Source organism: Mycobacterium sp. UNC410CL29Cvi84, assembly GCF_000686745.1.
Lineage (GTDB): Bacteria > Actinomycetota > Actinomycetes > Mycobacteriales > Mycobacteriaceae > Mycobacterium > Mycobacterium mucogenicum_B.
In genome coordinates this window covers 499,626-513,779 of the sequence record NZ_JMLM01000001.1, presented here as the reverse complement: position 1 = coordinate 513,779, position 14,154 = coordinate 499,626, and the positions used below count along the sequence as shown (strand labels likewise).

General features: G+C 67.0%; 10 protein-coding genes and 1 pseudogene. 6 read left to right on the top strand and 5 right to left on the bottom strand.

The features are described from left to right. Positions 1 to 134: 134 nt before the first annotated feature. Positions 135 to 410: a DUF3303 domain-containing protein gene (locus BR47_RS0102550; protein ID WP_020103716.1), complete on the top strand. Its 276-nt coding sequence runs from the start codon at positions 135 to 137 to the stop codon at positions 408 to 410. Here BR47_RS0102550 and BR47_RS29480 read toward each other — a convergent pair. Continuing rightward, complete coding sequence (locus tag BR47_RS29480) at positions 401 to 940, bottom strand: GlxA family transcriptional regulator (RefSeq protein WP_231506633.1); 540 nt, start codon at positions 938 to 940, stop codon at positions 401 to 403. The two genes, BR47_RS0102550 and BR47_RS29480, sit on opposite strands and share 10 nt — an antisense overlap. Before the next feature lie 52 nt (positions 941 to 992). Here BR47_RS29480 and BR47_RS29475 point away from each other — a divergent pair. Together BR47_RS29475 and BR47_RS0102535 are read left to right on the top strand one after the other, a co-directional pair. Beyond that, a pseudogene (locus tag BR47_RS29475) lies at positions 993 to 1,595 on the top strand (alpha/beta hydrolase); the annotation flags it as partial. Between the two features lie 70 nt (positions 1,596 to 1,665). After that, positions 1,666 to 2,103, top strand: a complete 438-nt coding sequence (locus BR47_RS0102535) for a VOC family protein (protein WP_020100695.1) — start codon at positions 1,666 to 1,668, stop codon at positions 2,101 to 2,103. On the opposite strand, the gene BR47_RS0102530 is transcribed toward BR47_RS0102535, so the two are convergent. The 3 genes from BR47_RS0102530 to gabT form a co-directional block, all read right to left on the bottom strand. Then, complete coding sequence (locus tag BR47_RS0102530) at positions 2,090 to 4,657, bottom strand: NAD-glutamate dehydrogenase domain-containing protein (RefSeq protein ID WP_029118477.1); 2,568 nt, start codon at positions 4,655 to 4,657, stop codon at positions 2,090 to 2,092. The genes BR47_RS0102535 and BR47_RS0102530 overlap by 14 nt on opposite strands. Positions 4,658 to 4,735: 78 nt before the next feature. Next, the gene (locus BR47_RS0102525) at positions 4,736 to 6,190 is read right to left on the bottom strand and encodes an NAD-dependent succinate-semialdehyde dehydrogenase (RefSeq protein WP_020100697.1); all 1,455 of its coding nucleotides are present in this window, start codon (positions 6,188 to 6,190) and stop codon (positions 4,736 to 4,738) included. Further along, complete coding sequence (gene gabT / locus BR47_RS0102520; RefSeq protein ID WP_029118476.1) at positions 6,187 to 7,527, bottom strand: 4-aminobutyrate--2-oxoglutarate transaminase; 1,341 nt, start codon at positions 7,525 to 7,527, stop codon at positions 6,187 to 6,189. The genes BR47_RS0102525 and gabT overlap by 4 nt, the downstream gene beginning before the upstream one ends. A gap of 418 nt (positions 7,528 to 7,945) precedes the next feature. Here gabT and BR47_RS0102515 point away from each other — a divergent pair, with 418 nt between their 5' ends. Then, positions 7,946 to 9,433, top strand: a complete 1,488-nt coding sequence (locus tag BR47_RS0102515; RefSeq protein ID WP_286154329.1) for a biotin carboxylase — start codon at positions 7,946 to 7,948, stop codon at positions 9,431 to 9,433. A gap of 47 nt (positions 9,434 to 9,480) precedes the next feature. Next, on the top strand, positions 9,481 to 10,665 hold the full coding sequence (locus BR47_RS0102510) for a serine hydrolase domain-containing protein (protein WP_029118475.1): 1,185 nt from the start codon (positions 9,481 to 9,483) through the stop codon (positions 10,663 to 10,665). Between the two features lie 13 nt (positions 10,666 to 10,678). On the opposite strand, the gene BR47_RS0102505 is transcribed toward BR47_RS0102510, so the two are convergent. Beyond that, positions 10,679 to 11,695, bottom strand: coding sequence for an AraC family transcriptional regulator (locus BR47_RS0102505; RefSeq protein ID WP_020100702.1), 1,017 nt, complete (start codon positions 11,693 to 11,695; stop codon positions 10,679 to 10,681). Between the two features lie 120 nt (positions 11,696 to 11,815). On the opposite strand from BR47_RS0102505, the gene BR47_RS0102500 reads away from it, so the two are divergent. Further along, positions 11,816 to 13,837 (top strand): fatty acid desaturase, encoded by a 2,022-nt coding sequence (locus BR47_RS0102500; RefSeq protein ID WP_029118474.1) that lies wholly within the window; start codon positions 11,816 to 11,818, stop codon positions 13,835 to 13,837. Positions 13,838 to 14,154 lie beyond the last annotated feature (317 nt).

Here is a 14,154-nt window from a genome sequence, read left to right as displayed (position 1 = left end):
CTGATGCTCAGCTGCCAGAGTGGTGCTTTATTGAAGTCATCGCCCCATGGACGCCGCCGATTGTTCGGGAGGTCGCGGCGGCTCCTTGGCCGCGACCTGCAGTGCCCGACAACTGACTTCAAAGGCGGCTTCTCATGAAATACCTGGTGCAATGGCATGCAATCGATCCGGCTCGGATGCGGGCGACGGCCGAACACTTCCTGCAGACCGGGGCGAAGCCGCCCGACGGCGCCACCCAACTCGGGCGGTGGTTCGGTCTCAACGGCAGCGGTTGCTCGGTGATCGACGCCGCTGATGCCAAGCCGGTGTTCGAGCTCATCTCCGAGTGGCAGGAGTATCTCCAGATCGAAGCCACCCCGGTACTGGAGGACGATGAGTTCGGCGCCATCGTCGCCAAGCTCTACGGATAGCGGCCTTCAGGTCTGCCGTCCGCGATTCCGAACCGCTTCCGGTACTCACTGGGTGTGAGGCCGGTCGTCCGTTGAAAGAGTCGCCGGAACGTCGAGACATCAAGGTAGCCAACGTCCATCGCGATCTGCTCGACCGAAGTCCTGGACAGTTCGAGCGATTCGCGCGCATTGGCGACGCGCACGGATTGCAGGTACTCGGTCAGGGTTGACCCCGTCGCTTCTTTGAAGCGGCGCTGGAACGTTCGGGGCTGCACCCCGGCGACCTGCGCGAGTTCCGCCACGGCCAGTTGCCGGCCGGCGTTCGCGTGGATGAAGGTCTGCGCCGTCAGAACCTCCTTGTCGCCGTGGCGAAGTCGCGGCGTGAACTCCTGATAGGTGCGCTGTTGCCGGCGGGGCGGATCGGCCAGGATGAACCGTGCGGTGTGCAGCATGACGCTGGGGCCCAACAGTCGGTCGACCAACGTCAGTCCGAGGTCGACCCATGCCAAAATTCCTGCGGCAGTGATGATGTCGATGTCGTCGATCACCATGCGCGCGGCGTCGACGCGGATGTTCGGGAATTGTGTTGCCAGATAGTCGGCGAAGCCTCCCGAACACGGCTATCCGACGCAGGTGGAGCAGAACTACGCCGTCGGGCAGTGGCTCCTCGAGCACGGCGTCGAGCATGGGCTGGACACTTCGCGCGTTGCCGTGGCCGGTGAATCGGTGGGCGGGTGCATGTCGGCGGTGTTCGCCCTGATGAACAAGGAACGCGGCGGCATCGATCTGAAGGCCCAGATTCTGTTGTATCCCGTCACCGGACCCGATTTCGACACGCAGTCCTATCACCAGTTCGCCGAGCACTACTACCTGACCCGCGACGGCATGTTGTGGTTCTGGGACGCCTACACGAAGGATGAGGCGCAACGTGCGGAGCCGTACGCATCGCCGCTGCGGGCCACCCTCGACCAGCTGCGTGGTCTCCCGCCGGCCCTGGTGATCACCGCCGAAGCTGACGTGCTGCGCGATGGTGGCGAGTTGTATGCCAACAAACTTCGCGAGGCGGGCGTGACGGTCACGGCGGTCCGCATCAGCGGTACGGTGCACGACTTCATGCTGCTGGACTCGCTCCGGGACACCCCGGCCACCAACGTTGCCCGCAAGCTCGCCATCGACGCGCTACGGGATGCGCTGCACAACGGCTGACGACGGCTAGCCGGCAGGGACCGGCGCGGGCATCGTTTGGTACCGGCCCGTGCTGGGTAGCATCCGAGATATGGCCATCAAACTCGAGAACGTCGGCATCGCCGTGCGCGATCTCGACGCGACCATCGCGTTCTTCACCGACCTCGGGCTCACGGTGGTCGGCCGTGCCACGGTCAGTGGCGAATGGACCGAAACCGCGGTGGGTCTCGACGGCAACCACGCCAACATCGCGATGCTCGAGACACCGGACGGTCACGGCCGCATCGAGCTCTTCGAGTACATCCATCCCGAGGCGAACGAGTCTGAACCCACCCGCCCCAACGATATTGGGATGCACCGCGTCGCGTTCTCGGTCGACGACATCGATGCGGCCCTCGAGATCGCCGCCCGTCACGGGTGTCACCCACTGCGTGGCGTGGCGACCTACGAGGACATCTACAAACTGACGTACGTCCGCGGTCCCAGCGGCATCATCGTGATGTTCGCCGAGGAGCTCAAGAAGAGCTGACGGCCATCAACCGGCTGACCGCGGCGCTCACCCGGTCGCGGTTGCCCGCGCCGTTGCGCACCACCCACGACGTCAGGTGCTCGAGCAGCTCCCGGATCTCCAGCAGCGCCTGGATGCGCTGGGTCTCATCGGTCTTACCGGTCAGCACCTCGGACCACAGGTTGTCGAGATCGAGGATGTCGCGCACCGTCGCGTACGCCATCGCCACGTCGGCCGTACTCACCGACAGCCGTTCCTGCATGCGGTAGATGGTGCCGGGCCCGACGCGGTTGATCAGCTCACCGGCGACCGAGGTCGCGACGATCTCGCGCCGCAGCGGGTGGTTCGCGATCTCTGCCCGGACGTGCTCGGCGATGCCGGCCGGGAAGTACTGCGCCAGGCGGCCGACGAACATCTCGTGATCCGGTACGTCGGAGGCCAACAGCTCCTGCGACACCAGATTCTTGGATTGTGCCAGCAGCACGGCGATTTCGGGGCGGGTGAGTCCGAGTCCGACGAGACGGCGGCGATCCAGTTCCTGCTTCGACGGCAGTCCCTCGACATCGGGGTCGACGCCGGCCACGTCCTGCAGGTTGCTGATGAGCCGGACGTGCCGCTCCAACAGCGAGCCTGCTTCAGCGGCCGCCATGCTGATCGCGAGAATCTGGTCGGCGTTGTCGGCCAGCACCCGCGCGGCGACATCGTCGGTGGCGTCGGCGAGCAGCTTATTGCGTTGTGCGGTGGCGATATTGCCGGAGTCCAGTGCGATCTTGAGGTTGACCTCGAGGTCGGAGGTGGCGACGCCGGCGGCGTTGTCGATGAAGTCGGCGTTGACACGGCCGCCGTTCAGCGCGAACGCGATACGGGTCTGCTGAGTCAGGCCGAGGTTGCCGCCCTCGCCGATCACCTTGCAGCGCAACTGCGATGCGGTGACGCGGACCCGGTCGTTCGCCTTGTCCTGTGCGTCGGCATCGGTCTCGTCGTCGGCGCGGACGTAGGTGCCGACGCCGCCGTTCCACAGCAGATCGACCGGTGCCCGCAGCACTGCGCTGATCAGCTCGTCGGGCGTGCATTCGGTGGCCTGGACGCCGAGGCTCGCCCTGGCCTGCTCCGACAGCGGGATCGACTTGGCGGTGCGCGGCCACACGCCACCGCCGGCGGAGATCAGCGCCGGGTCATAGTCCTGCCAGCTGGAGCGGGGGAGGCGGAAGAGACGCTCGCGCTCGACGTACGAGGTCTCGGAGTCCGGATTCGGGTCGAGAAAGATGTGCCGGTGGTCGAATGCCGCGACCAGTTTGATGTTGTGGGACAACAGCATTCCGTTCCCGAACACGTCACCCGACATGTCGCCGATGCCGGCGACCGTGAACGGGTCGACGTCGATGTCATGACCGGCCTCGGCGAAGTGCCGCCGCACCGACAGCCAGGCGCCGCGGGCAGTGATGCCCATGGCCTTGTGGTCGTATCCGGCCGACCCGCCCGAGGCGAAGGCGTCGCCCAGCCAGAAGTCGTACTCGGCGGCAATGGAATTGGCCAGGTCGGAGAAGGTGGCCGTGCCCTTGTCGGCGGCGACCACGAGGTAGGCGTCATCGCCGTCGGGGCACACCGTGCGGTCGGGGTGACGGACGGTGCCGTCGACGATGTTGTCGGTGACATCGAGCAGGCCGCGGATGAACGTGCGGTAACCGTCAGCGGGATCGACAGTGGCAGAACGCAGGACGAAGGCACCCTTGGCGCCGGTCGGCACGATCGGGGCGTTCTTCACGGCCTGTGTCTTCATCAGACCCAGCACCTCGGTGCGGAAGTCCTCGGCACGGTTGGACCAGCGCAGGCCGCCGCGGGCGATGGCGCCGCTGCGCAGGTGCACGCCCTCGACGGTGTCGGAGTGCACGAAGATCTCGCGATAAGGCACGACGGGTCCGGTGATCGACAGGCGTGACGAGTCGATCTTGAACGACACGTAGTCCTTGGGCTGACCATCGGCGCCGACCTGGAACCAGTTGGTGCGCAACGTCGCGGTGACGAAGGCGTGCAGCGCCCGGCGGATCCGGTCGTCGTCCAGTGAGGTGGCGGCTTCCACGAGGCCTGCGACGTCGCGATCCGCCTGCTCGATGTCGGCGTCGGTGCCCGGGTTGAACCGGGCATCGAACAGGGTCAGCAGCGCGTTCACGAAATCGGGCGCGGCCACGAGGGATTCGACGATGTAGTCCTCGGAGAACCCCAGCCCCGTCTGCCGGAGGAACCGGCACGCGGCGCGGATAAGCACCGCCCGGCGCCAATCGATGCCTGCCGCGGCGATGAGCATCGCATACCGGTCGACGTTCCAGCGGCCCGCGATGGCGGCCTCGCAGGCCTGCGCGACCAGGTCACGTGTCGCGTCGGAGAGCGAGAGGTCGCCGAACTCGTAGCAGTGCCCGGCGTCATCGGAATGGTGGTAGGAGGCGACGCGCAGGCCGAAGGACTCGAACATCGCGCAGACGTCGGCGAGCAGCGGCGGCTGTGCGGGCCACTGGATTTGGGCGTGGTTGTTCAGCCCGTCGGCGTCGAAAGACACCCGGGCAGCGGAATTCTGCATGGGGAGGACTACTCCGGTCTATTTACTTGGATGTCTGTGTGGTTGCAGGGGGGTAGAAGGAAAGGTGTTGCGGCGCAACTACTGAAGGGCGATGTACTTGGTCTCGAGGTACTCCTCGATGCCCTCGCTGCCGGCTTCCCGACCGATGCCGGATTCCTTGATGCCGCCGAACGGCGCGGCCACGTCGGAGATGACGCCGCGGTTGACGCCCACCATTCCGGCCTCGACTGCTTCGGCGACGCGCAGCGCCCGGTCAAGGCCCTGCGTGTAGACGTAGGCGGCCAGGCCGTACTCGGTGTCGTTGGCGGCATCGATGCCGGCCTGCTCGCCGTCGAATCCGATGATCGCGGCGACCGGTCCGAAGATCTCCTCGCGCAGGAGGCGGGCGTCGGTCGACACGTCGGCGAGCACGGTCGGCGGGTAGAAGAAGCCTTCGCCTTCAACGGGTTTGCCGCCAGTGGCCACCGTGGCGCCCTTGTTGACGGCGTCCTGCACCAGTTCGTCGACGGTCGCCCGCTGCTTGGCGGTGATCAGCGGACCGACCTGGCTGCCGGCCTGGTCGCCCGGGCCGGTGGCCAGTGCGGCCATGCGGGCGGCGAGCTTCTCGGTGAACTCGGCGCGCACGGCGTTGTCGACGTGAATGCGGTTGGCGGCGGTACAGGCCTCACCCATGTTGCGCATCTTGGCGGCCATCGCGCCGTCGACCGCGGCGTCCAGATCGGCGTCGTCGAACACCACGAACGGGGCGTTGCCGCCGAGTTCCATCGAGGTACGCAACACCCGATCTGCGGACTGCGCCAACAGCTTCCGGCCGACACCGGTGGAACCGGTGAAGGTCAGCTTGCGCAGGCGCGGGTCGGCCAGCAGCGGGCCGGTCAGGCCGGCGGCATCGGTGGTCGGCAGGATCGACAGCACGCCGGCGGGCAGGCCGGCGTCGGCGAAAACCTGGCCCAGCAGCAGCATGGTCAGCGGGGTTTCGGCGGCGGGCTTGACGATCATGGTGCAACCCGCCGCCAGCGCCGGGCCGATCTTGCGGGTGCCCATGGCCAGCGGGAAGTTCCACGGCGTGATCGCCAGGGTCGGCCCGACGGGCTGCTTGGTGACCAGGATGCGGCCGGTGCCGGTGGGGGACTGCGTGTAGCGGCCGTTGATCCGGACCGCTTCTTCGGCGAACCAGCGCAGGAACTCGCCGCCGTAGTTCACCTCGCCCTGGCTCTCCGCCAATGGCTTGCCCATCTCGAGGGTCATGGTCAGCGCGAAGTCGTCGCGGCGTTCCATGACCAGTTCCCAAGCGCGGCGCAGGATTTCGGCGCGTTCGCGGGCCGGGGTGGCGGCCCACGATGCCTGCGCGGCGACCGCGTCGTCGAGGGCGCGGGCACCGTCGGCGGGTGACGCGTCGGCGACCTCGATGAGCACGGCGTCCGTGGCCGGGTCGTGCACGGCGAACCGGGCTCCGGTGGACGCGGGGACCTGCAGGCCGCCGAGCCACAGCTCGGTGGGCATGGACTCCAGCAGTGTGGTGCGGTCGATCATCGGGCCGCCGCCATTTCGCGCACGATGTCGCTCAGGACGGCGATGCCCTCGTCGAGCAGTTCGTCGCTGATCACCAGCGGCGGGAGCAGGCGGATGATGTTGCCGTACGAGCCACAGGTCAGCAGGATGACGCCGCGCTTGAACGCCTCTGCCGCAATGGCTTTCGTGAGCACCGGATCGGGATCGCTGGTGCCCGGTTTGACGATCTCGATGGCCAGCATGCCGCCGCGGCCACGGACGTCGCCGATGACCCCGGTGTCGGTGAGGGCCTGCAGCTTCGGCAGGACCGACGCTTCGATGGCGCGGGCCCGGGCGGGCAGGTCCATCTCGGCCATGGCGTCGAGCGTGGCAAGTGCCGCGGCGCAGGCGACGGGGTTACCGCCGTAGGTACCGCCCAGGCCGCCGGGGTGCACGGCGTCCAGCAGGTCGGCACGGCCGGTGATGGCGGCCAGCGGCATGCCGCCGGCGATGCCCTTGGCCATGGTGATGATGTCGGGGACGATGCCCTCGTGGTCGGAGGCGAACCACGAACCGGTGCGCGCGAAGCCCGTCTGCACCTCGTCGGCGATGAACACGACGCCGTTGGCCTTGCACCAATCAACAATGGTGGCAAGGAATCCCGGCGCGGGCACGATGAAGCCGCCCTCGCCCTGGATGGGCTCGATGATGACGGCGGCGAGCGACGCGGCGCCGATCTGGGTCTCGATGCGGCTGATGGCGGCCTTGGCTGCGGCCTCACCGGTCAGGCCATCGCGGTACGGGTACGACGCTGGCATCCGGTAGATCTCGGGCGCGAACGGACCGAACTGCGTCTTGTAGGGCATGGCCTTGGCGGTCAGCGCCATCGTCATGTTGGTGCGGCCGTGGTAGGCGTGGTCGAAGGCGACGACGGCCTGCCGGCCGGTGGCCAGGCGCGCGACCTTGACGGCGTTCTCGACGGCCTCGGAGCCCGAGTTGAAGAATGCGGTGCGCTTCTCGTGATCGCCGGGGGTCATGGCGTTGAGGCGCTCGGCGAGCTCCACGTAGCCCTCGTACGGGGTGATCATGAAACAGGTGTGGGTGAAGCGGGCTGCCTGCTGGGCCACCGCTGCGGCGACACCGGGGTGCGAGGCGCCGACGCTGGTGACGGCGATGCCCGAACCCAGGTCGATGAGCGAGTTGCCGTCGATGTCGACGATGACGCCGCCGTCGGCGTCCGCGGCGTAGACCGGGGCCGAGGAGCTGACGCCGCCGGCCACGGCGGCCTGGCGGCGCGCCGACACCTCGGCCGATCGCGGACCGGGCAGCGCGGTGACGATGTTGCGCTTCTGCGCCAGTCGATAGGTGATGTCGGTCATCGGTTGCTCCTGGTGATCGAACGGCTTGTGTACTGCTGATTCTGTGCCGTCCGGAGCCCGATGACCATGTCCATGTTGTCGATTTGGTTGGAAGAGGGCACGCCATTTTGTCGTGTGTGCGGCGGTCGCTCCGAAACCACACTGTGAACACCGCCAACATCACAACGAGGGGTGAACTGTGACCGAACCAACTCGCCGCACCACAGCCCGCGGCACCCGTGCCGCGAAGGCCACGACATCGGCGAAGGCGCCGGCCAAGAGCCCCGCCGGGACCCCGACGAAGGCTGCGGCCAAGACCCCGGCGAAGACGCCGGCCAAGCGCGTGGCCGCGCAGGCCAAGGCAGTCCCCGTCGTGCCGTCGCCCGCGCCGGCGCCCGAGGTGAGCGTGGGGACGGACGCCGCGTTCGCGTCGTCGCCGGTGCCGACACCGCATCTGCGGAACTTGCGCAACATGTCAGAAGTCCGGCACTTCTTCCGCACCAACGACGTGCCCATCTACTTCGTCGGCGCCACCCCGTTCAACCTGCTGGGCCTGGACCGGTGGGTGCGCAGGTTCTCGTTCGTCACCTATTACGACGGCTGGGACGGCTCGCACCCGCACGTGTTCAGCCCCAGGCACAAGCCCTACCGCGAGTTCGAGAGCGGTGAGGAGATCAACAACTGGCTGCTGCGCAATCCCGAGGTGCGGGCGCACATGCAGCGCGGCCTGGCGCCGGGTGTCCGGCCGAAGGTGGCCATGGTGTTCTTCGACGCCGAGACCGAGGCGATCTGCGCCGAACTCGGCTACGACCTGATCCTGCCGCCGGCCGCGCTGCGCGAGCACCTGGACTCCAAGCTCGTCACGACCCGGCTGGGCAACGAGGCCGGTGCGCCGAGCGTCCCCAACGTACTGACCAACGTCGACAGCTACGAGCAGCTCACCGCGGCCGCCGAAAAGGCCGCCCTCGGCAGTGAACTCGTGATCCAGACGCCGTATGGCGACTCGGGCAAGACCACGTTCTTCATCTCGTCGGAGGCCGACTGGCGCAAGCACGCCCAGCACATCGTCGGGCAGGACATCAAGGTGATGCGCCGCATCAACAACCGGCCCGTTGCCGTCGAGGCGGTGCTGACCCGGTGCGGCACCGTCGTCGGCCCGTTCATGAGCGAGCTGACAGGCTATGCCGAGCTGACGCCGTACCGCGGCGGATGGTGCGGCAACGAGATGTACGCAGATGTCCTGACCCCCGAACGCCGCGCCGCGGCAACACAATTGGTGCGACGGCTCGGAGACCGGCTGGCGGCCGAGGGTTACCGCGGCTACTTCGAGGTCGACGTCCTCGTCGACACCGATGACGGCGAGGTGTACCTGGGTGAGCTCAATCCCCGCATCAGCGGCGCCACGTCGATCACCAATGTGACGGCCGGTGCCTACGCCGACGTCCCGCTGTTCCTGTTCCACCTGCTGGAGTACATGGACGTCGACTTCGACCTCGATGTCGACGAGATCAACGAACGCTGGGAGCAGCTGGCGTCCGCTGACGTCTGGAGTCAGATGGTCATCAAGGAGACCAGCGACACCGTCGAGCAGTTGGTCGGCACGCCGGCGACCGGGCACTACGCCCTGGATGCCGACGGCGCGTTGGTGTTCCGGCGGGCCGCGCTCGACTGGCATCAGCTGCAGGACGAGTCCGAGGCCTTCTTCCTGCGGATCTATCCCGCCGGTGACTACCGGTGGAAGGGGGCTGATCTGGGCGTGCTGGTGACCAAAGGCCGGTTGCAGTGGGATGCCGCGCAGGGCGGCACGGCGCTGACCATCCGAGCCCGGCACCTGATCGATTCGATCCGTGCGCTGTACCGCGGCGTTCCGCTGGCGCAGTCCGCGGCGTCGCCGGCCGTCGTGGGCGGGAGTGTGAAGTCTCTATGATGAGGTCATCGCGCCGGCTCACTCGGCGTCGTGCGACAGGAGCGGCCGTGCTTGGTTCAGACCCGGGCCGCACGCCGTCCGTCATTTCACTGGCGAACTGGCAGTCCGCGCCACACTTGCACTGGTCGTTCCAGCACGTCGCTGAATTCCTGCCCACCGCAACCATTTCCCGCGGTGCGGGTCCGGTGGCGCCGCTGCCGTCGGCCCATTCCGACGTCTCGGCTACTGGGGTGATGCTGCCCGACGGCACGCCCTCGACGGTCGGGCAGGTCATGGCGGCGACCGCCACCGACGGCTGGATCGTGACGCATCGCGGCCGGGTTTTCGCCGAGCAGTACTACGGCGGCATGCAGCCCGAAACGGCGCACCTGCTGATGTCGGTGAGCAAGACCCTGATCGCCGCGGTGGCCGGTGCGCTGGCCGGTTCCGGAGCACTCAACGTCGACGCCCTGGCGTCCGATTACGTTCCGGCGCTGGCCAACTCGGGCTACTACGGCGCGACGGTCCGGCACCTGCTGGACATGCGCTCGGGCATCGCGTTCTCCGAGGATTACCTGGACCCGGCCGCCGAGGTGCGGGTACTGGAGCAGGCCATCGGCTGGTCGCCGCGGACCCATCCCGACGTCCCGGCCACGATGTACGACTTCCTGCTCACGCTGCGGCAGAAGGGGCCGCACGGCGGGCCGTTCGAATACCGTTCGTGCGAAACCGATGTGCTCGGCTGGGTCTGCGAGGCCGCGGCCGGCGCCCGGATGCCGGAGTTGATGTCGCAGTTGGTGTGGAGCCGGCTCGGCGCCGCCCACGATGCCAACATCGGCATCGACTCGATGGGCAGCGGCATGTTCGACGGCGGCATCAGCGCGTGCCTGAGCGACCTGGTGCGCTTCGGTTCGCTGTATCTGAACGACGGGGTGTCGCTGCTCGGCGAGCAGGTGCTGCCCGCGGCGTGGATCGCCGATACCGTTGTGGGAGGCGCAGATTCGCGTGAAGCGTTCGCCTACAGCCCCGGCGACAACCGGATGCCCGGCGGTATGTACCGCAACCAGGTCTGGTTCCCGTACCCGGGCAACGACGTGCTGCTGTGTCTGGGCATCCACGGCCAGATGATCTACGTCAACCGGCCGGCGGGTGTGGTGGCCGCCAAGCTGTCGAGCTGGCCGCTGCCGCAACACGCGCACATGCTGTTCTCCACGCTGCGCGCGTTCGACGCGGTGGCGGCCGCTCTGGTGTGAGCCTGGCGCCGAGCTACGACCGCGGCCTGCGGAAGTAGCTCGGCGCGGTGCCTTCCCAGCGCTTGAAAGCGTGGGTGAAGTTGGCTGTTTCGGCGTACCCCAGGTGCCGGGAGATCTCTTCCACGGACAGGTCTTGCTGGAGCAGCTCGACGGCCAGGTGACGGCGGACCTCGTCGAGCAATGCGCGGTAGGACGTGCCTTCGGCGGCGAGCCGACGGCGCAGGGTGCGCTGATCGATGTGCAGTTCGTCGGCGATGGTCGGCATCGCCGGCAGCTCACCGGGGTTGTGCAGTAGCCGGCTGCGGACCTGGCCCGCCACGCCGACGCGAGACAGCCTGCGTTCGAGCAAGTCCCGGCACTGCTGTTCGATCTTGCGCGCCGTGTTGGCGTCGGCGAGCGGCGACGGCATCTCCAGCACTTCATGGGTGACGGCGAGGCGGTTGGTGCGCCGGCCGGAACGTACGCCGGACGCGGGAAGCCGCCACAGCTCGGCGAGCTTTGCGGCGCGCTCGGCGTCGAGCGTCGTCTCTGCCCACGACGGTGTGAGTGCCAGGTTCGCGCCCTGCGTCGCGGCGACGAATCCGGCCAGGTCCCGCTCGACGATGAATGACCTGACATCCGTGGGTAATTCACTGTCATCGGCGACGAGGTACCCGTACTCGTCGTCGGTCTCCACCGAGAAGCGGAGGTGGGTGGGGGAGAGTGCAAGATAGGGCAGGATCAGTTCCACGCCCTGCCGCAGATTGGGGCTCGCCAGGATCAGGAAACCGAGCAGGCCGGCCCGACCCAGGGTGGAGTGCACTCCCACCTCGATGCCGACGCCCGGGCTGTCGCCAAGCCCGGCAATGAGATTGCGGATGACGTCGAATTCCTGGTGCGCCCAGATCTCCGCGTTCTCGTCGTCCAGGTCGGCTTCGGTCAGCCCGCTGCCCGCCAGACATTCGGCGGCCGTCATCCCATGCGCGATGGCGCCCTGCACCATGATGCGGACGCCTTCGGTGCCCCGCGGCACCGCCCAGACCGGGGTCATACCCACTGTCCGAAAATACCAAATCGGCGTCCCGTTGAAACATTCAATCGCATCGGCCCTGTCCGTAGCGTTTTTCGGCAGACGCAACCAACGCGGGTTGCCTGACAGACGGAGTGTCGAATGGCGTCAGTGGAAGTGGCCGATCGGGCGGACAGCCAAGCCGCCGTGCGAGCGGCCTTGCCGGATCCCGGTGAGCAGGTACCGAAGTTGGCGTGGCCGACCGTGGCGCTGTTTCTGGCGGGACTGGTGGCATTCGTCGCGTCAACAGTCGCTTATCTGGACGGTGCTGCTCCGATGTGGGTGCCCATCGTGGTCAACGCGGTGGTGACCTTCACGATGTTCACCGTCGTCCACGACGCCGTGCACTATGCGATCAGTTCCACCCGTTGGGTCAACGGCTTGTTCGGACGGTTGGCGGTGCTGTTCGTCCAGCCCCTGATCTCGTTTCCGTCGTTCGGGTTCATTCACATTGAGCACCATCGGCATTCGAACGACGACGAGAACGATCCGGACACCTTCGCCTCGCATGGACCGGCGTGGCAACTGCCGTTCCGCTGGGCTGTTCTCGACGTGTCCTACGGCAACTATCTGATCCGCAAGATCCGCAGCCGCCCCAAGGCCGAGGTCGCCGAAACCCTGGCGTGCGTGGCCCTTTCGGTGACGGGGTTGATCGCCGCCATCATGTCGGGCCACTTCTGGACGCTCGCCGTCGTCTTCATCATCCCGCAGCGCATCGCAGTGGTGGTCTTGGCGTGGTGGTTCGACTGGATGCCGCACCACGGTCTGCAGGACACCCAGCGCAGTGACCGCTACCGGGCGACCAGAACCCGCGTCGGCATGGAGTGGCTCTACACGCCCTTGATGCTGTCGCAGAACTACCATCTGGTGCACCACCTGCACCCGTCGGTGCCGTTCTATCGGTACACCAAGACCTGGCGCCGCAACGAGGAGGCATACCTGGACCGAAACGCCGCGATTTCCACGGTGTTCGGACAGTCGCTCGAGTCCGGCGAGTTCCGGGAATGGAAGCAACTCAACGGCAAGCTCGGTCGGCTGCTGCCGGTGCGGATGCCGGTGCGCTCGAGTTCGCCGCACGCGGTGTTCCACCGGATTCCGGTGGCTGCCGTCGATCCGATCACCGCCGACAGCACATTGGTGACTTTCGCCGTTCCCGAGGCACTTCAGGATCAGTTCCGATTCGAACCAGGCCAGCACGTCTCGGTGCGCACGGATCTGGGTGGCGAGGGCGTGCGCCGCAGCTACTCCATCTGCGCGCCGGCCACGCGGGCTCAGCTGCGGATCGCGGTGAAACACATTCCGGGAGGGACGTTCTCGGGTTTTGTCGCCGATCAGCTCAAGGCCGGCGACGTCCTGGAGGTGATGACCCCGGCCGGCAGCTTCAGTTCGGCGCTGCATCCGTTGCACCGCAAGCACTACGTCGGTCTGGTGGCCGGCAGCGGCATCACCCCGGTGCTGTCGATTCTTGCCACCGTCATGGAGCTCGAAACCGAGAGCCGCTTCACCCTCGTCTACGGCAACCGAACCAAAGAGACCACGATGTTCCGCACCGAACTCGACCGTCTCGAATCCCGGTACGCCGACCGCCTCGAAATCCGGCACGTGTTGTCGGCCGAGCCGCGACACACCCCTGAGTTGTCCGGCCACATCGATACGGAGCGACTGACCGGCTGGCTCACGGCGGATCTTCGTCCGGATACCGTCGACGAGTGGTTCCTGTGCGGCCCTGCCGCGATGTCCACCGGCGCGCGCGAGACGTTGATCGAGGGTGGCGTCGATCCCGAGCGGATCCATCTGGAGTTGTTCACCGGGTTCGACCGCGGCGACGCGCCCGCCCGCGATTATCAGGCCGCCGCCGTCACCGTCCAATTGTCCGGGAAGCGGCAGACTTTCGGCCTCGCGGCCGGCGACACGATCCTGGAAGGTGCATTGCAAGCCGGGAGCAACGCGCCCTACTCGTGCATGGGCGGTGCGTGCGGTACCTGCCGGGCCAAATTGCTCGAGGGCACAGTCGACATGGAGCAGAACTTCGCCCTCGGGCGGGGTGATCTCGATGCCGGCTACATCCTCACCTGCCAGTCGCATCCGACCAGCCCGGCGGTGTCGGTCGATTACGACGCCTGACGGCGTAACGAGGTCCCTGACGTCAATCATGCGGCGATCTACCGCTGGCTATTGAAGCCAGGGACGTCCAGTCGCCGAGATAGATACCTCGCTTCAATCATGTTGTCCTGCAGTGCATCGTGATTGAAGTGAGGTACTTGTCTCGTGCACCCGGGTATTCACCCTGCAGCCAGGCACACCGTTACTCGTCTATTGCGCCCAGGTTGCAGGGTGAACGCGGGAATGCCTGGTTTGGGCGTTGATCCTGTGCCTGCGCACACCGCTACTCGGTCTTTTGCGCCCAGGTTGCAGGGTGAACGGGCACAAGCGAACTACCC

What these genes read in the sequence shown, in the direction of transcription:
- gabT (WP_029118476.1), bottom strand. Translation starts at nt 7,527, where the DNA reads ATGACCGACATCACCTATCGACTGGCGCAGAAGCGCAACATCGTCACC.
- BR47_RS0102530 (WP_029118477.1), bottom strand. Translation starts at nt 4,657, where the DNA reads ATGCAGAATTCCGCTGCCCGGGTGTCTTTCGACGCCGACGGGCTGAAC.
- BR47_RS0102550 (WP_020103716.1), top strand. Translation starts at nt 135, where the DNA reads ATGAAATACCTGGTGCAATGGCATGCAATCGATCCGGCTCGGATGCGG.
- BR47_RS0102505 (WP_020100702.1), bottom strand. Translation starts at nt 11,695, where the DNA reads ATGACCCCGGTCTGGGCGGTGCCGCGGGGCACCGAAGGCGTCCGCATC.
- BR47_RS0102500 (WP_029118474.1), top strand. Translation starts at nt 11,816, where the DNA reads ATGGCGTCAGTGGAAGTGGCCGATCGGGCGGACAGCCAAGCCGCCGTG.
- BR47_RS29480 (WP_231506633.1), bottom strand. Translation starts at nt 940, where the DNA reads ATGGTGATCGACGACATCGACATCATCACTGCCGCAGGAATTTTGGCA.
- BR47_RS0102525 (WP_020100697.1), bottom strand. Translation starts at nt 6,190, where the DNA reads ATGATCGACCGCACCACACTGCTGGAGTCCATGCCCACCGAGCTGTGG.
- BR47_RS0102535 (WP_020100695.1), top strand. Translation starts at nt 1,666, where the DNA reads ATGGCCATCAAACTCGAGAACGTCGGCATCGCCGTGCGCGATCTCGAC.